The sequence below is a fragment of the Shewanella sp. MBTL60-112-B2 genome (assembly GCF_019655055.1).
Lineage (GTDB): Bacteria > Pseudomonadota > Gammaproteobacteria > Enterobacterales > Shewanellaceae > Shewanella.
On record NZ_BPFA01000008.1, the window covers coordinates 12,536 to 31,534 of the forward strand.

Here is an 18,999-nt window from a genome sequence, read left to right on the forward strand (position 1 = left end):
TCTTGGCAACTATATTGGTATCGCTGCCGCATTACCCAGTAAGCCAAGTGGAAGCTTCAAAGTTAAATCACCATTTCTGCTCACTCATTCGCGTATTTACGTTGGTATCTTGGCAACATAGTCGCATTACCCAGTAAGCCACCTTGATGAATATAAAGCATGGGTATTTTCGCCTCGTTGTTTAGCAACTTCTCGACGCACATCCAGCCGAGTGGATCATAAAGTAATTCAAACTCTATACCTGAAGCAGAGATCTTTTTATACATATCAAAGAAAGGTTTATAAAGCTTACCAAAATGGTATTTTTTATTTAATTCAACAATCTGTGGATGCAAACTATTATCTGCTACTAGGTAAGTAAATTGCTGTTTTAAGTAATCTGCATCGCCTACACAGGCGCAGGTAAATACTTGGATATGAGACGCATGTAAGGCTAAGTATTCACTCAGGAACACTGCCGTCGTTCCCGTCCCTGAAGGTAAAAAGACTCGTAGCTCACTTAACTCTTCGATATTCGCCCAATCGATTATTTCTTGTGCCAGCTTATGTACACCATACCTAGCATATTCACAGCGCCCGCCTTCAGGTACAAATAACAAGTCATCGCGCTGCGGCAGGACTTTTTGTTCTATATATTCTATGCAGCTTAACTCTTGTCTATCAGGCACCTTAGACAGATCGATTACATTAGCACCATTAGCTATCGCAGCCGCATAGTTACCAACTGACGATAGCAATACTTGCTCAGCAATATGATCGACATAGAAGTCCAACTGTAAGCCTTTAAGCTTGGCGAGTGCAGACATGGAGTAAAGAGAATTTGCAACAGGTGAACCATGACCTACGAGTACTCGCTTGCCTGGTACATCATTATCAAGAAAATACGCAAATTTTCGGGCTTTATTGCCAGAGAACTCTTCGCTTAGCAGATCGTCCCGCTTCACATAGATCTGACTGCCGTTAAAATTGATGCTTTCTACAGGGGTATTAACTAACACGGGCTACTCACTCAAATGCTTGCTTAGCAAATTGTTACATTCATCTTTTCAGATGAATGTAACACTTAGTTAAACGATAATTTATCGATCTATTTTAATAGAGCTATTCTAAACCTTAACCTTTTTCCTGGGTAATCATTTTGCTTAGTCAGAATAAACACTGTGAAAACCGTATCTAAGAATGAAACTAAGAATGAGAATGGACTCTTAACTCTTAGATCCGAAAAGAAACCTAGACCACTAAAAATAGTGTTTAAATCGCTAATTCTTGGTCAAAAGAGATATTCCGCAAAGAGAAAAAGCGACTTAAAGCAATAAAGACAACAACTTAAATATTGGCACGAAAATAGCTTATACCTAATTAGGTTAAGAGCCTGTATGCAAATTTATAAGGAGCCTTTAATGGCAGTTCTTCGTTTAGTGTTTAATATTGCTTGGTTTGTTTTAGGTGGATTTGTGATGGGACTTGCTTGGTGGCTTGCAGGGCTACTCTGTTTTATCAGTATCATAGGGATCCCATTTGGTAGAGCCTGCTTTGTGATAGGCGAAATGACATTCTGGCCATTCGGGCAAGACTCTATCAACAGGCGTACATTGACCGGAAATGATGACATTGGAACCGGCACATTTGGTATGCTGGGTAATATTATTTGGTTCCTATTCTTCGGAATTTGGTTAGCGATAGGCCATATCGCCCATGCTTTTGCCTGTGCAGTAACAATTATCGGCATCCCATTTGCTCTGCAGCACCTTAAGTTAGCCGTTTTAAGTTTAACCCCAATTGGTCAAACTGTTGTGGCAAGAGCCTAACCTTGTAGGTAAAGCTCAGCAACGGCCAAGCCATTTAATGTTTAGCCCCTAATTTGGGGCTAAACAGTCTAATCTCACTACCCGCTTAGACACTGACTCCACAACTTACTCCACAACATACTCAAACGCTGATTCAAGCACTTAATCAGCAATGAACTTCTGACGGCTTAATAACTTTCTAACTTACGGTAATAGCTTCCACGTTTTTATCAAAGCGCTACAAAGATCATCAGCACAATCCAAGCTTAGATCATGCCCCCCATGCTCAAATGAAACTAAAGGTGCTTGATAATAGGTTGCCAATGCTTGGCTGCAAGACGGCTCGACTAATTTATCATCCAAGCCGCTAAATACTGTAATAGGAATATTGACTGGATTTGCTTCAAATCGGCTAGATGCATAAACCTGCCTTGCAGCATTTAATAAACTTGTACAACGGACTTTTCGAAGCTCGCTCCATCGAGTGATAAGTTCAATATCCTGCCCTTTGGTTGCAGAGGTTAAAGCGATGACCGTCGCTTCTAGCGGGTTTAACGGCCTGTTAAAGACTATTTGATTAGCAACTCTAACCTTATCGGCGTCATCTTGCTCAATAACGCTGTTATCTGATTTTTTATTTGGGCTTTGATTAAAGAAGCTGTCATTACTGAATTTTGGGGCATTAACCGAGTCGCTACCTTTTACACGTCTTCTAAAAGCAAGAATTAGCTGCTTAAGCTGAAATCGCTTATACCAAGCTGATAAATTTGCTGCACTTGAATTGATGATTACCATGCCGCAAATGGTTTTGTTTGCGAGCATATTCAAAGGTTTTACCTGTGGTTCTTCTGTAGGCGAGAGTGCAGTTAATCTCTTAGGTGTGCTTTGTTTTGAACAAGTGCTGCCATGCTCTTTCAAGCAAGCTCCAAGCTCAAGCGCAATCATGCCCCCCATAGATAAACCAACAATATAAATTTCATCTTCTTTAATCTGCACAAGCTGATCTATGATTGCAGCAGTATAATCCATTATATTTAATGGGCTGATCTCACTAGCAAACTCACCATTTCCAATCGTATCAATCGCCAAGACATGATGGCAACCACCAAGCCTTGATTGCAGTAGAGTCTCAAATTCGCCCCAATGGCGCTTATCGCGCATAAGTCCTCGGAGCAACACCACCGCAGCCATCTATACCTCACTTTATCTAATTCACGTTAAACTGATAATTCGTTACTCATACCATAGTTGATAAGCCAAGCTATCAAGCTTATGCAACTGTTTATCGCTTAGCTTCTCTAAAGTACGACTCGCTGCCATGTCCATTAAAAATTGCATAAAAACAGTATGTTTACGCAAGGTTCGATGGTATCTATGGGTTTTCTGCGGGTTAAATAAACCAGCAAAATTAAACAACTGCCGTGGATTTTTCTTTACCCAACTCCATGAGCCCATTTCCAGCGTTAGTGGTACAAATGGCACCGAGTGATTTTGCGCCACAAGGTAATCCCAAATATCACCATGAGTCTGATAAATAAGACTTTGTGGCGAAAACCGATAATGATTGTGATGGGGGAAACTTGATTCAAAAGCTTGCTTGAGCCGATATATACGCCCTATTTGATCCATAGGACTTTGCCTACTGGCATATGGGAACCACACATGATCCGATATACCAAAGCCAGAGTGAGCATCTAAAGCGATAACACTAGAGCTCGTTGCAAGCAGTGAGTTGACGTAATTAACAAGCGCGCTCGTTTCTCGCTCCATACCGCTCTTACCTCGATACCAAGGTAATTTAGGTGAAAGCTTGTGCCCGCCAACTAAAAACGTCACCTTATCTGCCGAAGTGATTGGCGCATTACGCATTAAATCCACCCCTTGCCCATTACAGCGAGTTCCTCTTATTAAACCGACTGGATTTACGATAGGCACAAACGATAAGCGCACGCGAGTCAGTAAGTGCTGTAACTGTACATCCCACTCCAGTCGAGTCATTAGGCTCTCCAAAAGTGCTAACTGAACTTGACAACCTATTCGCTCAACCCCGTGCACCCCGCCAACAAACATCACAGTTGGGGCATCAACATCTGTACAGCCAAGCTCTGCTCGAATAATTGGATACAACTTGCCGTTATACTCTACATCAGCGAGTGTTTTAGCACGTAATTGAGGATGACAAGCAATTAGATGATTTAAGGTATCTAACTCAAACGGAACACTTTCCATCGGCTAACAAGGTAGAGGTGTGGTGTCGATAGCATACGGCTAAATTGCGTCATATTTTAGACAGAAAAATGACAGGATTAATCAATATGTTCAGCCAAGATCGCTTGCACATTAATTTGTGTCAGCCCTTGATTAAAACGCTCTCGCCATACATGACCTTGCTGATTATTTTTAAATGCAATAAACAATTCTTTGTAGGTTAAACGCTTTTTATTAAACTGCAGTTTATGTTTAACTTGCTGCATATTTGGCTGTGACAAAATATATTTAAGTACATGTTCATCAATAATTGCAGCGTCAATTCGGCCTGTGAGCACCTTATTAACATTGTGTACATCTGAAGCGACCGCTTCAAAAGGTTGGCTACCTTTAATCATCATGGCATCAATCTCTGCCGTATTGACATAGTCTTGCACAACCCCAATCGTATATTGGTTTAAATCCTTTTGCTCAATCCAGCTAATAGGATGAGATTTACGCTCCACAAGCCCAAGTGCGCTGCGTCCCATGGGCTCAGAAAAAACAAACTTCTGCGTCGGATAATTGTATTCAGGCAAGTAACCCAAGTATTTTGAATCGTTTCGTGACGCCATTCTTACTGCACGGCTCCAAGGAAAGAAGTCTACAACCACAGTGTGCCCAACGGCCTCTAATGCGGCTTTGGTAATAGCAATACAAGCTCCTTGGTTTTTTAGCTGTTCACCTGCAAAAGGTGGCCAATGTAATGAAGCTAGATACAAGGTTTCTGCGTGTATGTTGCTAGAGAAGAGGATAAAACTAAGGCACAAGCTAACGCTTACTAGTCTTCTATAAAAGCTAGCGAAAATGGCTCTGAACTTCTTTAACAGCCTTTTACCCGAGATCACATAGTGCCTTTGTACTTACTACTAAAGCCGTTAATGAATATTTACCGCTCAGTAAGAGTTTTGCTTAACCTACCCAAAATTTTAGTCAAAAGCTGTGATAACACCAAGCTTACAGCCGCAATACGTCGCCGACTCTTGGCTAAATAAGCAAAATTATTCAACAGGAGTCTTTGTTACAATTAACACAAATGGTTACTTTTACTTTGGTTTACACTGATAAGTAGTAACAAATAGCGACAGACTAAGTTAGAGGTAAAAAGATGATAAAAAAAGCCGTTATTACATTTGTCGGTGGCAGCTTAACAATCGCTGGCGCATTATTGCTTGTGCTCCCAGGGCCTGCTTGGCTGTTACTGCCTATTGGCCTTGCTGTTCTTAGCCTAGAGTATGCATGGGCACGCCACTGGCTTAAAAAGAGTCAGGCTCATATGAGTAAAACGGCTCGCTGGATAGATAGGAAAATATTACTGCGTAGATTAAGCAAAAAATAGTTCGCTTTGTTTCTGTTCTTAAGCGTTTTTTTCTCGATTGACCGCTGACGTCGATTAAGGAAAACGATAAAAAGTTAACTCTCAACCTAACCTACCTATCATTAGGTAGTCTGTCTGCGATCTTTATCGCAAATAATTAATCCAAATCCACGATAGTCCTAATCGAAACAAAGCGTTATATTATTTTTGCAAAGGTCATTACTATAGCTTCATAAATTAACCCTACAAACAGCAATGTTTACTTGAGGCCATTATGAACAAGCTTAGTTTACTTTCCATCGCGCTACTTTCGACACTCTCTGTCGGTGCAAATGCCGCTAACGAACCTATCGAGATCATCCCTGCGGCGGTTATCACCAACCCTGAAAAAGTAGAACTTGGAAAGATGCTATTCTTTGAACCAAGATTATCAAAATCAGGCTTTATTTCTTGTAACTCTTGCCACAATTTATCTACTGGTGGCGTTGATGCACTGCCAACATCTATTGGCCATAACTGGCAAGAAGGTCCTATTAACTCTCCAACTGTTCTCAATGCCGAATATGGTTTAGCACAGTTCTGGGATGGCCGAGCCAAAGATCTTAAAGAACAAGCAGCTGGACCGATTGCTAACCCGAAAGAGATGGGCTTTAGCCATGAACTGGCTGTTGATACTGTACGATCTATGCCTGCATACCAAGCACGCTTTGAAAAAGTCTATGACTCGAAAAAGATCAGCATAGATATGATCACCGATGCGATTGCAGAATTCGAGAAAACACTTGTCACACCGAATGCACCATTCGATCTATATCTTCAAGGTGACAAAGCTGCAATTAGCGAGCAAGCTAAAGCCGGTTACCAGTTATTTAAAGATAAAGGCTGCGTGAGCTGTCATAACGGCCCAGCCGTTGGCGGCACCATGTATATGAAGATGGGTCTCGTTAAGCCATTCCACACTAATAACCCAGCGACTGGCAGAAAAGGCGTAACGGGTAAAGAAGCCGATAAGTTTGTATTCAAGGTGCCTACGCTACGTAACATCGAGCTAACCTACCCGTACTTCCATGACGGCAGCGTTTGGGAGCTAGAAGAAGCGGTTAACACCATGGCTGACATTCAGCTTGGGCAAAAACTGTCGGATAAAGAAGTGAAAGAGATGGTCGCATTCCTCAACTCTTTAACAGGTGAGCAGCCACAAATCGTATTGCCTATCCTACCGCCATCGAACAAGAACACGCCTCGCCCTGTTCCATTCGAAGACTAAATCAAGACTCCTTAAAGTGTAAGGATCGAAAAGAGCCGCGAGAAGCGGCTCTTTCTATTTATTCAGCAGTTCAAATCGCTTGTTTATAATGAAGGCTTTGAAAACGCTCTAAAATAGCAATTAATACCCCTTGGCAGCGCATATTGCTTAAAATACCTGGACTGAATCTATCAATCCTCGCCATTGCCGTTAACAGTAACTGACATTCATAGAATGATGCCTCGGCTATATATTCAGGGCGATCAACCATATGGCTATTTTGATACCATTCATCCCAGTTAAACTTGCCTAACAAAATTCCGCTTGTTTCCAAATCAGTCACAAACTCTTGCAATCGCTTATCAGAAACAAAATGCTCACCTAATTTAAGGTCATTCGCGTACTGAGTGTATAGGCTCGACACGTAACCATGTAAAGTAGAGTTGTTCATCTTTAACCTCCAGCTAACCTAGGTACTGAGTGCCTTTAAATTTAATTTCTGCCCTATTAGGGCCACACTCTTAAAGCTGCATTTGCTGTACCAAGTTTTGATAAGCTCATTCTAATTGAATGAAACTGAACCCAAACTTAACAGCCTAAGACGCTTATAAGGCGTAAAGTCAGAGGTTTATGATTACATCAGCCACTTTGTTATCTTGAAGATTAATACCTTAAAACCCAGTAGCAACAAATCGCGCACCAAAGGTATAAGCAAAATAAAAACAAATTCGCATTTATCCACGCAATCTGCATTAACGCTTTGGCGTTAGCCTCAACTTGTTTCAGTACTCATTCAATACTCACTCATTACTGAGCTTTTTCACAGCTAAATTCCTCCAAAACTAAATCCGTAAATAGACGACCAGCTCGACCAAGAGGCCGCTCCATGGTTGAAACCAGTTGAGGAGTAAAGCTATAACGATTACCGCCATTAAAATCCACAGCCACTAACTCCCCACTAGCAAGCTCTTGTTCAATCAAAAAATCTGGCATCCAACCAAAGCCTAGCCCCATCAAGAGTGCATTCTTCTTCATAATAAAACCTGAAAGGTAAAACACTTTATCGCCACCAAACTGTAACTCGTCACGGTAGTGCTTATCTGGCGATGAGTCTTCAATGGTTAGCTCCACATGTTGCTGCAGCTCAAATAAACTAAGGCCTTTTTCTTGAGCTAACGCATGTTCAGCGCTGACAACTAAAACACTGGTGATTGGCGGTAACGCTTGAGGACGGTAACTGGGACCGGTGCGATAGTCTTTAACCAGCATCAAATCGGCACTATCTCGCTCGAACCTATCTTGCACGCCCCCCAGAAACTCCATATTAAGCTGGACCTTTGTGGGGATCTGCTGCTCAGAAAGGCGTTTCAATGCTCTCATAATGGGCTTCATAGGCAGGGCTCCGTCGATGATAATTTCCAGCTTAGGCTCCCAGCCTTCGCTAAATCGACTGGCTAGATGTTCAATATTCGCGAGGTACTGCAGCAATCTTTGCCCCTCGGCCAAAATAACTTTTCCCTCAGGGGTTAACTCTGCCCGATACTGATCCCGACAAAAAAGGTTTACACCTAAGTGCTGCTCAAGCTTTTTCACTTGATAACTTACTGCAGACTGGGCCTTGTGCAAACGCTCAGCAGCCTTAGCGAAACTGCCTTCTTCAACTAAAACCTGCAACACCTTAAAAGCATCTACATCAATACGCATTTAACCCTCCAACGTAAACAATAAATTACCATCTAAAAATATGATTAAGATAGGCTAATTATTATTCTTTTTTTTGTTCATTCAAGCAACTAAATTGAACTTAGATCACATTATTATTTTAATGCGTGCGCTTGAGCACCGAAGGAAAGCGAATATGCCATCTTATGTGAAGCAAGGTATTGTGCCCGCTAAGCGCCATACCACCTTTAAAAAAGACAATGGGGAACTCTTCCGTGAAGAGCTTTTCTCCACCCATGGCTTTTCCAATATCTATTCCAATAAGTATCATCACAACATGCCGACTAAGGCATTAGCGGTTAGCTCTTATAGCTTATCTCATGGCGAAGATTGGCAGGACTCATTAGTACAAAACTATAAGTTAGATACCAAGCAAGCCGACAGCGGCGGTAACTTTTTTAGTAGCCGTAATAAGATATTCTTTAACAATGATGTGGCTATGTACACGGCCAAGGTCAGCGAAGAGTGTGATGAGTTTTACCGTAATGCTTATGCCGATGAAGTGGTATTTGTTCACGAAGGGCAAGGCACTCTCTATAGTGAATATGGCGCGCTTGAAGTGAAAAAATGGGACTACTTAGTGATCCCTCGCGGCACCACCTACCAACTAAAGTTCGATGACTATAGCAATGTTCGCTTATTTGTTATCGAATCTTCATCAATGGTGGAAGTCCCAAAGCATTTTCGTAATGAATATGGCCAGATGCTTGAGTCTGCCCCCTATTGCGAGCGAGACATTCGTACTCCAGAACTAAAAGATGCCATCGTTGAACAAGGTGACTTCCCTCTTATCTGCAAATTTGGCGATAAGTATCAACTGACATCTCTTGAGTGGCATCCTTTTGATTTAGTGGGCTGGGACGGCTGCGTTTACCCTTGGGCCTTTAATATTCAAGAGTATGCCCCTAAGGTTGGCAAAATCCATCTACCGCCGTCTGACCACATAGTCTTTAGCGCGCACAACTTTGTGATCTGTAACTTTGTACCGCGCCCATATGACTTCCATCCAGAGTCAATCCCAGCGCCTTACTATCACAGCAATATAGACAGCGATGAAGTGCTTTATTACGTCGATGGCGACTTTATGAGCCGCACGGGCATAGAAGCAGGCTTTATGACGCTGCATCAAAAAGGCGTGCCCCACGGCCCACAACCGGGCAAAACGGAAGCCTCTATTGGTAAAACCGAAACCTACGAATACGCAGTGATGGTCGATACATTCGCCCCACTGAAACTAACCGAACATGTAAAGCATTGCATGAGCAAGGACTACAACCGCTCTTGGATTGAAAGCTAACAAAACGATTTTTTCAAGACTTTAAGCCATCGACAGAGTGGCTGGTATGTAGCAACAAATTGACAGAGGAAATAACAATGGCAAGCGAACAAAACCCACTGGGCCTACTCGGTATCGAATTCACTGAGTTTGCGACACCCGAACAAGACTTCATGCATCAAGTCTTTATTGATTTCGGCTTTTCATTGCTGAAAAAGTCAAAGTCTAAAGAGATTTTGTACTATAAACAGAATGATATTAACTTCCTTTTAAATACCGAACGCAAAGGGTTTTCGGCTGAGTTTGCTAAAAGTCACGGCCCAGCAATATGTTCAATGGGCTGGCGGGTTGAAGACGCGCAGTTTGCCTTTGAAGGCGCGGTAGCTCGCGGCGCGAAACCTGCCGATGACGCAGCAAAAGATATGCCTTACCCTGCAATTTATGGCATTGGCGATAGCTTGATTTACTTTATCGATACCTTCGGCGAAAACGATAATATTTATGCGACCGATTTTGAAGACCTAGATGAGCAAGTGATTGTGCAAGAGAAAGGTTTTATTGAAGTCGACCATCTCACCAACAACGTCTACAAAGGCACCATGGAGTATTGGTCTAATTTCTATAAAGATATCTTTGGCTTTACCGAAGTGCGTTACTTTGACATTAAAGGCTCGCAAACAGCCCTAATCTCTTACGCTCTGCGCTCACCTGATGGCAGCTTCTGTATTCCGATTAATGAAGGTAAAGGCAACGATAAGAACCAGATTGATGAATACTTACGTGAATACGATGGCCCAGGCGTGCAGCACCTTGCCTTTAGAAGTCGCGACATCGTCAGCTCACTCGATGCGATGGAAGGCTCATCGATTCAAACTTTAGATATCATCCCAGAGTATTACGACACCATCTTTGACAAGCTGCCACAAGTTACCGAAGATCGTGACCGCATTAAACATCACCAAATTCTGGTCGACGGCGATGAAGAAGGTTACCTACTGCAGATCTTTACTAAGAACCTATTTGGGCCAATTTTTATCGAGATCATTCAGCGCAAAAACAATCTCGGTTTTGGTGAAGGTAACTTTACCGCACTGTTTGAGTCGATAGAGCGTGATCAAAAACGCCGCGGCGTGCTTTAACTTAAAATGATTTAGTACTAAAGCGACTCAGCACACAAAGGCTGAGAGTACGCAAACTGGCAGTAGCCCAATCGCTAAAGCGCTTGGGCTGCTGCTTTTAACCTTGTGTTGCTAGCACTTTTACCACATGAGCTTTCATATAAATTTGCTCATTCAAGCATTTGGGTTATTTTTCATCTAGTAACATCGCTTTTAACCTATTCAACCCTTTCCCTTTATTGGTTATTTTCCACGCCATGAACAACTCTTGAGCTGCAGGATTTTCTTCTAGCTTAATTGCAAGCAAGTCTCCAGATGCAAGGTAGGGGTGAGCCATAGATTGTGGTAAGTGACCAATGCCTATTCCAGCAAGAATCGCAGCAATTTTTTGCATAATAGAACTCACATAAAAATGTTGACTGCCTTGGAGCAAATTAGCTGACCATGGAATTTCATGTTTCGCCGTGTCATGTACAATAATGTTTCGATATTGACTGAGTTCACTCGCTTGAATCGGCTCTTTAACCTGTAATAGCTTGGCTGCAAGCGCATGGGACTTAGCTACTACCAATACACTGTTTAACTCCCCAGTCTTTATGGCTCTGATCCCTTTGTGATTAGGTACCGGAGCTGGCGCACCAATCACTAAATCAACTTTATCTTCAATTAATGCTTCCCAAGTGCCATTCATAACCTCTTCTTGCACATCAATTTCAATGCTTTGATGTTCAGATAAAAAGGCTTGTATGACAGTAAATACAGGATTGATATCAATAATTGAGTCACAAGCGATTCGAATTTTGGGCTCCCAGCCATTGGCGATGGTTTGTGTTTGCTCTGACAACATATTGATTGCAGATATCAGCTTACGGCCTTCCACTAATAAATGCTTACCTGCTGGGGTGAGCACGGCTCGCCTTCCTTGTCGGACAAACAAGGTTACCCCTAACTGATCTTCTAGCTTTTGCACTATGTAAGAAAGTGCAGAAGGAACTTTATTTAATTGCTCCGCTGCTGCGGCATAACTACCTCTATGTTCAATCGCATCTAAGACCAATAATGCTTCGATACTCAGCGGGGGTGTATTCATTGTTGAGCCCTTCATTACTTTTAAGCCAAGTTTTTATGTCGCCAAAAGTGAGCCACTTATAGCTCATACCCATTGTTCAGTTTTTTTGAACAAACAAAGCAAATATTAGGGGTTATTCAACAATTATTCAATTTATACAATAGTGACATATTAACAAACAGCCACTATCAATGGCTGAATAACAAACGACATTAAAATACGATTAAGGTGGAAATCATGAACATCAAAAGCATTGCTCTCATCATCACTAAAACTGAACAATCTATCTCAGCACTACCACTACGCTTCATTGCTGGGATCATTTTTATGGCTCATGGCGCGCAAAAACTATTTGCTTGGTTTGGCGGCTATGGTTTAGAAGGAACGGGGCAATGGATGGAGTCTATTGGACTAACGCCCGGTTACTTAATGGCATTAATGGCCGGCAGCGTGGAGTTTTTCGGCGGTATCTTATTAATAGTCGGCTTGCTGACCAGACCAACCAGCTTTGTGTTAGCTATCACTATGCTAGTCGCTATTGTGACTGCCCATCTTGATAACGGCTTATTCATGGCAAACAATGGTTACGAGTTCGCGCTGACATTGGTCGCTATATCAATCTCATTAATGTTTAGTGGCGCAGGCAAACTGTCTCTAGATAGTGCAGTTGCACAGCGTTTGACTTAATCAAATGTATAAGCAAAAAACCACTTATTTTAAACTCGAGGCTCCTACCATGACATCAGTAAAGAACAGCTGGAACAGCAGTATCAAAAATGGCGAGTATCAGCGTAAAGAGTCACAATTTAGACATTGGATAACCCCAGATGGCAGTGCCGGCATTAGCGGGCATGGAGGATTTAAAGCAGAAGCAGACCGTTATCATTTATACGTATCACTTGCTTGCCCATGGGCGCACCGCACCTTGGTTTTCCGCCAGCTAAAAGGCTTAGAGAGTTTAATTAGCGTAAGTGTTGTACATCCCGATATGCATGACAAAGGCTGGAGCTTTAAGCATGATGATGCATCAGCACAGCTTTATGGCACAACAGGTGATGAGTTATACGGGGATCGCTATATTGCTGATAAATATCTCTCTCAAGACCCCAATTACAGTGGAGTGAATAGTGTACCTATTTTATGGGACAAGCAAAACAACGTCATAGTTAACAATGAATCATCAGAAATCATTCGCATGTTCAATAGTGCTTTTAATGACATTACCGGCAATACACTTGATTTTTATCCTGAGCATTTACGGGAACAAATTGACCTCGAGAACGAGCGGGTTTACCACACAATTAATAATGGCGTGTACAAAACAGGTTTTGCGACGACCCAAGAAGCCTATGATAAAAATGTTAGCGCCCTATTTTCGGCACTTGAACAGCTTGAGAGTAAGCTATCAACACAGCGGTATTTAACAGGAGACGAACTGACAGAAGCGGACTGGCGCTTGTGGGTTACCTTGGTACGTTTTGATTCGGTTTATCACACCCACTTTAAATGTAACCTAAAGCTCATCGAGCAATACAATAATCTTTATCGCTTTATGTTAGAGCTATACCAAATGCCGAATATTGCTAAAACCGTTAATCAAGCACATATAAAACGCCATTACTATGCGAGCCATTTAGCGATAAACCCCTACGGCATTGTCCCAATAGCCCATAAACAAGATTGGACCCTTGCTCATGGAAGAGATAAGCAATTTAGCTAACTCTTACGAGCAAATATATGCCCAACATATTATTTGTTCCGCATATAACTCAAACTTGAGGAAACCTTATGCTCAAACACTACCCCTATAACAGTTTAGGTCAAGCTAACCATGGCTGGCTCAAAGCTAAACATCACTTTAGCTTTGCTCATTACTATAATCCTGCCCGTACGGGCTTTGGTAAACTCCTTGTTGTCAATGATGATTGGGTTGAAGCTGGCATGGGCTTTCCACCTCACCCACACCGGAATATGGAGATTATCAGCTTTATTCGCTCAGGTGCGATTACCCATCAAGACAGTAGCGGAAACAAAGGGATCACAGCAGCGGGTGAGGTACAAGTCATGAGTGCTGGCTCAGGTATAGTGCACTCGGAATATAATCGCAGCAAAGACCCATTAACCCTTTATCAAATTTGGATTGAGACCAATAAACAAAATGTTAAGCCTCGCTGGGAAAGTCAAAAATTCCCTACGCAGCAGCAAGAGTCACTAACATTATTGGTATCAGGATATAATGAGGATAAGAGCAAGAGAGAGACTAAGCCGCTTTTTATCAACCAAGAAGCACGGATCTATGGTGGCAGATTAGCCCTGGGGGCAATGATAGAGCATCACATTCACCATCAGGCATACATTTTAGCCTCAAGTGGTATGTTTGACATTCTAGAACTCTCGGATGGCAACATGGAAAAAACATCCATGAATAAAGGTGATGGCGCAGAAGTCACCCAGGCAAAGTCCATTTTTATAAACGCGACAACCGATTGTGAAATCATTATTATTGATACCATAGATTAGCCAAGTGATTACGGCGCTTAAAATCAACTCTTGTGCGCTGCAAAATTTTAAACATCTGCCCTATTTCACTTTGAAAATAGGGCCACTGACTTGATAGCACCTCGCTAACATTACTGCTGGTATTATTACTGACATTGGTGGCGATATTAGTAGTGAAAGACTGCATTTATATAAGGGCGCAACACAAATAGTGACGGCGTTAACCCTAGCCAGGCCCACAAGCTGCTCTATATTGCTAAAAACCTACCTCTCGGCTGTATTTTATGATCTCAGCTCTACCCTAAGTTAGGTTTATTCTCTACACTGTGCCCCTTTTCAATCCATGCTCGATTAATCTCGATATAAACTAAATAATGCCAGACTTAACTTTATTAGCGGTATTTCTACCCACCTTCTTCTTTGTATCTATTACCCCAGGCATGTGCATGACGCTTGCTATGACATTAGGGATGAGTATCGGCTTTCGTCGCACCCTATGGATGATGCTAGGTGAGCTTGTCGGTGTTGCCTTAGTGGCTGTGGCTGCTGTGATGGGCGTTGCCAGCATTATGCTTAATTATCCTGAGCTATTCTCAGTGCTTAAATGGCTCGGCGGACTTTACCTTTGTTATATTGGTTTCAACATGTGGCGAGCTCGCGGAAAAATGGCCATTGTAGAAGGCCAGCAAACATCTAGCGTCGGTAATATTGAACTGATCTCTCAAGGTTTTTTCACTGCAATCGCCAACCCTAAAGGCTGGGCGTTTATGGTGTCGCTACTGCCGCCCTTTATCAGTGTTGAACGCGATGTTGCCCCGCAACTTATCGCCCTTGTCAGTATCATTTTATTTACCGAGTTAATTAGCATGATGGCTTATGCTGCTGGTGGTAAAAGCTTAAGAATTTTCTTAAGCCGTGGCGATAACATCAAGTGGATGAACCGTATTGCAGGCAGCTTGATGATTGGCGTCGGCGTTTGGCTTGCCCTAGGCTAAGCCTCACACCAACTCCAACCAATCGCATATTAAATTATTGATTAACATAGATTTTAAGCTAACACCAAAGGGTGAACCTAATGAAGTCATTAAAGTTTCTGATTTTACTATTAAGTGCGTTATCTTTATCTGCTTGTACCTCGGTCAAACTAACCAACCTGACTCAGGAGCCTATACCTACCAATAGTAGTCAATCGATAGAAACAGCGATAATTAACGGCTGTAAAGCCAAAGGCTGGACACCAGTCAAAGGCGAAAATAACATCATTGATGCCTACATAACGGTCCGCTCCCATAAGGCGCATGTCCGAATTAGCTATAACGAGCATTTTTATAATATCGACTATGTTGATAGCACGAATCTAAATTACAACAATGGAGAGATCCACCGAAACTATAATAAGTGGGTGCACAAGTTATCTTCTTCAATTCGCCAGCAGCTCAACAATTAAAGCTAATCAATTCAGGCTTTAAACAAGGTCTATAAATGATGCCAAGCACAATGCTTGGCATTTTTATGCTTATAGGCCTATTTACCTTCGAAGAATTTATTTAGATTAAGTTAGAGCTTTAGTCAACTTTATTGGACAGCCCTAGCTAACCGCTTTCCCCTATAGCCATAACAAAACAAGCAAGCAAGCAAGCAAGCACCTACAACCAGCTAGACACATGTCTTGAAACTCACAGCTAAACACCTGTATACTTACCTACAGTTACCTGCAATCTTGAGAAACCAGCAACATGTGTAAATTATTTAACCTAAGTTTAGTGCAAGCTATAACTCGTTTAATGCTTGCTGCAGGCTTACTTGCCTCAATAAGTTCCTTCGCCATGACGGTTGAGGGCAAAAAAGTATCAGTCAATGCAAACAGTTCATCTGTCTATGTCGCAGCCTACATGGCTCCTGTTCTTTGCCCTAAAGGTGGAGTGAATCTAACAGCCATTGGTGAGTATGCCGTTGATATTGTATCCCTATACTGCCTAAACGATGCACAAGTAGATAGGCTGATTGAAGGGTTGAAGGCAGCTAAAGCTGAATCAGTAAAACTCAGATCCCTATCCAAACCTTAATAAACCCGTGTTGTGTCAACTTAAAATCCTGAGCGGTTACTCAGTTAACTGGTATGTCTGATAACAGCAGATATAAGCAATCAAGGCCAATATGAATAGTATCGTTACTCTTAAAGCAAACCTAGCAAGCGCATTAAACAAGCAACGTTTAGCCGAGGAACGGCAGCAAACTTTAAACAGGTTTAATCGTTTATTAGATCACTCGTTAAATAATGCCAACGCACAAGTCACTGCAGCTAGAACAGCATTGGCTGCAGTAACACATAAAGACAAAGCTGAGGATGCAAGCCTGTACGACACACTTTGCTCTGGTAATTATGCCGATACCAGCTTCCTCAAGGCGACAGCTGCAGTTATTGGTCGAGCCGTTGTCAGATAATGATTAAGCCTTCATTAATAGCATTAAATCAACAAGGTGATTTTGTAGCATGACTGTTTAAAAACATCGTCCTACGACCAACTCGACTTCAAGGATTAACAATGAACTACCTAGTTAACAATAAAGGAAATCGTGACCATGTTGGTATTTATGGTGAGGGGGCAATCTTTGACCTTCAACCACATCAGCATGGCTACGTAGACTTAGAGCAAGCAAAAATAGGCGACTCGGTATTTGTTATTAATAAAAAGCGAATGCTTGAATTTAAATATGAAATAACCGCCATAAAAACAAGCGCCAATGGCATCGTTCTATTTGGCAATCAGGTCGCTAACCCTAATATTTTTTATCCATTACTCATTGAAGATAAAAATATCCAGTCACCCAAGATCAAAAATTACATGATACTACGTGGTTTTAACGCCGTAGCCTTCAACTAACCTACTTGTAACCGATTAAAGGACGAATGCATGATGTATCAGACATATGTAATCACCTCAATGACCACAGGTACAGCACTAGTCAACTGTAATATAGGTCATGAAGGGATGAGCAATAGGCAATATCTAGCCGAAGTGATGAGTTGGAAGCGATCGGCTGAATTTAAGCGAGAGCGAGATAAGCTATTGAGCTCTATTGATTGTATCTACTCAGTTCACCCAATTGAGGATGCGGCAGGCTTTAATACATTAATTAATACCTTGAAAGAAATTGGTTTCACTATGATAGGCAAACCAAGATTCAAGAAGGGATAGCCAAATCATAAGCAAATAGAAAAGTTATTGGCATATATAGTTTATAAAAACAGAGCCTACTTAGTCTCTGTTCTTATATGGCAGCTTAGACTTTAACTGCTGCATATAGGTTTTAATGTTATCAGCTTCTTGAAGCGTGAAGCTCTGTATCGCTAACCTAAATTCACTATGTGCAATCTCATGATTGGAATACGTCTCTATCGGCTCAAAGCCTCTAGGTACCTTGTGTTCACCCTGCGCCCCCGCATCAAACACCTTTAGCCCATTGGCGATACAATACTCGATACCTTGGTAATAACAGGCTTCAAAATGTAAGCCATCTATCTCTGTCAATGCCCCCCAGTAACGTCCAAATAGATGTGTCGCAGATTTAAAATACAGCGCCGAGGCTATGATCTGCTCATTTAGATCACGCACGAGCAGCAAGACTATTGACTCCGACATGCTCTCACCCAACGTTTGGAAGAAGGCCAAATTTAGATAACCATAGTGACCAGAACGTTTGGCATAGGTTTGTTGGTAACAGGCAGAGAAAATTTGCCATAGCTCAGCAGTAACATCAGCGCCCTCTACAAATTCAAAGGACAAATTAACCCGTTGCACCTTTTGTCTTTCTTTGTTTATGTCCTTACGTTTTCTTGAAGTCAACGCAGACAAAAAGGCTTGAAAATCACTATAGTCTCGATTGAACCAGTGAAACTGCGTCCCTAATCGTTGCATATTGGCTTGTCTGGAAAAATCATCACATTGAGTTTTAGGTAGAAACAAACAGTGCCAACCTGAAAAGCCATATTCGGTCAAACATCGGTTTAAAGTTTGGCCCACTAACTGCCAAAGTGTTTGCTGTATTTCAGAAGGTAAATCTGCAGGCATACCTAAACGCATACCTGTTACCGGAGTAAAAGGAATGGAGCTAACCAGTTTAGGATAATAAGCGAGTTGATGACGCTCATAAGCGTCCGCCCAGGCCCAATCAAATACATACTCACCGTATGAATGCGCTTTGATATACATGGGCATCACCGCAATAACAGCCTCAGTCTCATTTGCTCTGCCTCGGATCACGATATGCAGAGGAGTCCAGCCTGTTTCCCGGCAAACAGATTTGCTCGACTCCAGTGCGGCTAAGAACTCATAACGGTTAAATGGATTGTTGTCATGCATTAATGCATTCCAGCTATCCGCTGAAACTTTATCTATCGCATCGACAAGTTCAACCTCATAAAGGGCTGAGGCATTTGCTTCACTACTGCTTGGTGCAATACTGTTTTTCTCAATACTGTTTTTCTCAATACTGTTTTTCTCAATACTGTTTTTCTCAATACTGTTTTGCTCAAAGCCGCTGTTTTCAGAACAGTTTGCTTCGACGCGACCCTTTTCATCACTATTGTGATTAACATCGCTATGCTCTGTATGACTATGCTCTGTAAGATTAGCCTTGTTCCCTTTCACCCTATCACCTTCACCTTCAACTTTATATTTTCGTAACCGCCCAGAGGATCGGCTGACTCAGAATA

At 42.0% G+C, this 18,999-nt stretch carries 22 protein-coding genes; 14 read left to right on the top strand and 8 right to left on the bottom strand.

Features of this window, described 5'->3' with window-relative positions; all coding sequences use genetic code 11:
• Positions 1-80: 80 nt before the first annotated feature.
• Complete coding sequence (locus K5Q73_RS06695; RefSeq protein WP_220759260.1) at positions 81-998, bottom strand: pyridoxal-phosphate dependent enzyme; 918 nt, start codon at positions 996-998, stop codon at positions 81-83.
• A 402-nt stretch (positions 999-1,400) separates the two neighbouring features.
• Between K5Q73_RS06695 and K5Q73_RS06700 the strand changes: the two genes are divergently transcribed.
• A complete protein-coding gene (locus K5Q73_RS06700; protein ID WP_220759262.1) occupies positions 1,401-1,808 on the top strand; it encodes a YccF domain-containing protein in 408 nt (135 codons plus the stop codon).
• 183 nt (positions 1,809-1,991) lie between these two features.
• Here K5Q73_RS06700 and K5Q73_RS06705 read toward each other — a convergent pair whose 3' ends face one another.
• The 3 genes from K5Q73_RS06705 to K5Q73_RS06715 all read right to left on the bottom strand — a co-directional run bounded on the left by K5Q73_RS06705 (position 1,992) and on the right by K5Q73_RS06715 (position 4,804).
• Entirely contained in the window at positions 1,992-2,978 is a 987-nt protein-coding gene (locus tag K5Q73_RS06705) for an alpha/beta fold hydrolase (RefSeq protein ID WP_220766135.1), read from the bottom strand.
• A gap of 42 nt (positions 2,979-3,020) precedes the next feature.
• The gene (locus K5Q73_RS06710; RefSeq protein ID WP_220759266.1) at positions 3,021-4,016 is read right to left on the bottom strand and encodes a M14 family zinc carboxypeptidase; all 996 of its coding nucleotides are present in this window, start codon (positions 4,014-4,016) and stop codon (positions 3,021-3,023) included.
• Positions 4,017-4,093: 77 nt separating this feature from the next.
• The gene (locus tag K5Q73_RS06715; RefSeq protein WP_259650693.1) at positions 4,094-4,804 is read right to left on the bottom strand and encodes an ABC transporter substrate-binding protein; all 711 of its coding nucleotides are present in this window, start codon (positions 4,802-4,804) and stop codon (positions 4,094-4,096) included.
• Positions 4,805-5,142: 338 nt separating this feature from the next.
• On the opposite strand from K5Q73_RS06715, the gene K5Q73_RS06720 reads away from it, so the two are divergent.
• Entirely contained in the window at positions 5,143-5,373 is a 231-nt protein-coding gene (locus K5Q73_RS06720) for a PGPGW domain-containing protein (protein ID WP_220759269.1), read from the top strand.
• Positions 5,374-5,626: 253 nt separating this feature from the next.
• Entirely contained in the window at positions 5,627-6,619 is a 993-nt protein-coding gene (locus K5Q73_RS06725; protein ID WP_220759271.1) for a cytochrome-c peroxidase, read from the top strand.
• A gap of 70 nt (positions 6,620-6,689) precedes the next feature.
• Here the strand turns inward: K5Q73_RS06725 and K5Q73_RS06730 are convergent, their stop codons facing one another.
• Positions 6,690-7,049, bottom strand: coding sequence for a DUF6508 domain-containing protein (locus K5Q73_RS06730; RefSeq protein WP_220759272.1), 360 nt, complete (start codon positions 7,047-7,049; stop codon positions 6,690-6,692).
• A gap of 356 nt (positions 7,050-7,405) precedes the next feature.
• On the bottom strand, positions 7,406-8,302 hold the full coding sequence (locus K5Q73_RS06735) for a LysR family transcriptional regulator (protein ID WP_220759273.1): 897 nt from the start codon (positions 8,300-8,302) through the stop codon (positions 7,406-7,408).
• Between the two features lie 154 nt (positions 8,303-8,456).
• Between K5Q73_RS06735 and K5Q73_RS06740 the strand changes: the two genes are divergently transcribed.
• The gene (locus tag K5Q73_RS06740) at positions 8,457-9,617 is read left to right on the top strand and encodes a homogentisate 1,2-dioxygenase (protein ID WP_220759275.1); all 1,161 of its coding nucleotides are present in this window, start codon (positions 8,457-8,459) and stop codon (positions 9,615-9,617) included.
• A 77-nt stretch (positions 9,618-9,694) separates the two neighbouring features.
• A complete protein-coding gene (gene hppD, locus K5Q73_RS06745; RefSeq protein ID WP_220759276.1) occupies positions 9,695-10,735 on the top strand; it encodes a 4-hydroxyphenylpyruvate dioxygenase in 1,041 nt (346 codons plus the stop codon).
• A 166-nt stretch (positions 10,736-10,901) separates the two neighbouring features.
• Here the strand turns inward: hppD and K5Q73_RS06750 are convergent, their stop codons facing one another.
• Positions 10,902-11,804 (bottom strand): LysR substrate-binding domain-containing protein, encoded by a 903-nt coding sequence (locus tag K5Q73_RS06750; RefSeq protein ID WP_220759277.1) that lies wholly within the window; start codon positions 11,802-11,804, stop codon positions 10,902-10,904.
• 216 nt (positions 11,805-12,020) lie between these two features.
• On the opposite strand from K5Q73_RS06750, the gene K5Q73_RS06755 reads away from it, so the two are divergent.
• The 9 genes from K5Q73_RS06755 to K5Q73_RS06795 all read left to right on the top strand — a co-directional run bounded on the left by K5Q73_RS06755 (position 12,021) and on the right by K5Q73_RS06795 (position 17,482).
• On the top strand, positions 12,021-12,470 hold the full coding sequence (locus tag K5Q73_RS06755) for a DoxX family protein (protein ID WP_220759278.1): 450 nt from the start codon (positions 12,021-12,023) through the stop codon (positions 12,468-12,470).
• A gap of 49 nt (positions 12,471-12,519) precedes the next feature.
• Complete coding sequence (locus K5Q73_RS06760; RefSeq protein ID WP_220759279.1) at positions 12,520-13,503, top strand: glutathione S-transferase family protein; 984 nt, start codon at positions 12,520-12,522, stop codon at positions 13,501-13,503.
• Positions 13,504-13,571: 68 nt separating this feature from the next.
• Positions 13,572-14,303 carry a pirin-like bicupin family protein gene (locus tag K5Q73_RS06765; protein WP_220759280.1) on the top strand — a complete coding sequence of 244 codons (732 nt, stop codon included), beginning with the start codon at positions 13,572-13,574 and terminating at the stop codon, positions 14,301-14,303.
• A gap of 353 nt (positions 14,304-14,656) precedes the next feature.
• Entirely contained in the window at positions 14,657-15,277 is a 621-nt protein-coding gene (locus tag K5Q73_RS06770) for a LysE family translocator (RefSeq protein ID WP_220759282.1), read from the top strand.
• Between the two features lie 80 nt (positions 15,278-15,357).
• Positions 15,358-15,729 carry a hypothetical protein gene (locus K5Q73_RS06775; RefSeq protein ID WP_220759284.1) on the top strand — a complete coding sequence of 124 codons (372 nt, stop codon included), beginning with the start codon at positions 15,358-15,360 and terminating at the stop codon, positions 15,727-15,729.
• 289 nt (positions 15,730-16,018) lie between these two features.
• A complete protein-coding gene (locus K5Q73_RS06780) occupies positions 16,019-16,348 on the top strand; it encodes a hypothetical protein (RefSeq protein ID WP_220759285.1) in 330 nt (109 codons plus the stop codon).
• Between the two features lie 91 nt (positions 16,349-16,439).
• Positions 16,440-16,727, top strand: a complete 288-nt coding sequence (locus K5Q73_RS06785; protein ID WP_220759286.1) for a hypothetical protein — start codon at positions 16,440-16,442, stop codon at positions 16,725-16,727.
• 101 nt (positions 16,728-16,828) lie between these two features.
• The gene (locus K5Q73_RS06790) at positions 16,829-17,167 is read left to right on the top strand and encodes a hypothetical protein (protein WP_220759288.1); all 339 of its coding nucleotides are present in this window, start codon (positions 16,829-16,831) and stop codon (positions 17,165-17,167) included.
• Positions 17,168-17,197: 30 nt separating this feature from the next.
• Positions 17,198-17,482: a hypothetical protein gene (locus tag K5Q73_RS06795; protein WP_220759290.1), complete on the top strand. Its 285-nt coding sequence runs from the start codon at positions 17,198-17,200 to the stop codon at positions 17,480-17,482.
• 60 nt (positions 17,483-17,542) lie between these two features.
• Here the strand turns inward: K5Q73_RS06795 and K5Q73_RS06800 are convergent, their stop codons facing one another.
• The gene (locus K5Q73_RS06800; protein ID WP_308443276.1) at positions 17,543-18,934 is read right to left on the bottom strand and encodes a GNAT family N-acetyltransferase; all 1,392 of its coding nucleotides are present in this window, start codon (positions 18,932-18,934) and stop codon (positions 17,543-17,545) included.
• Positions 18,935-18,999 lie beyond the last annotated feature (65 nt).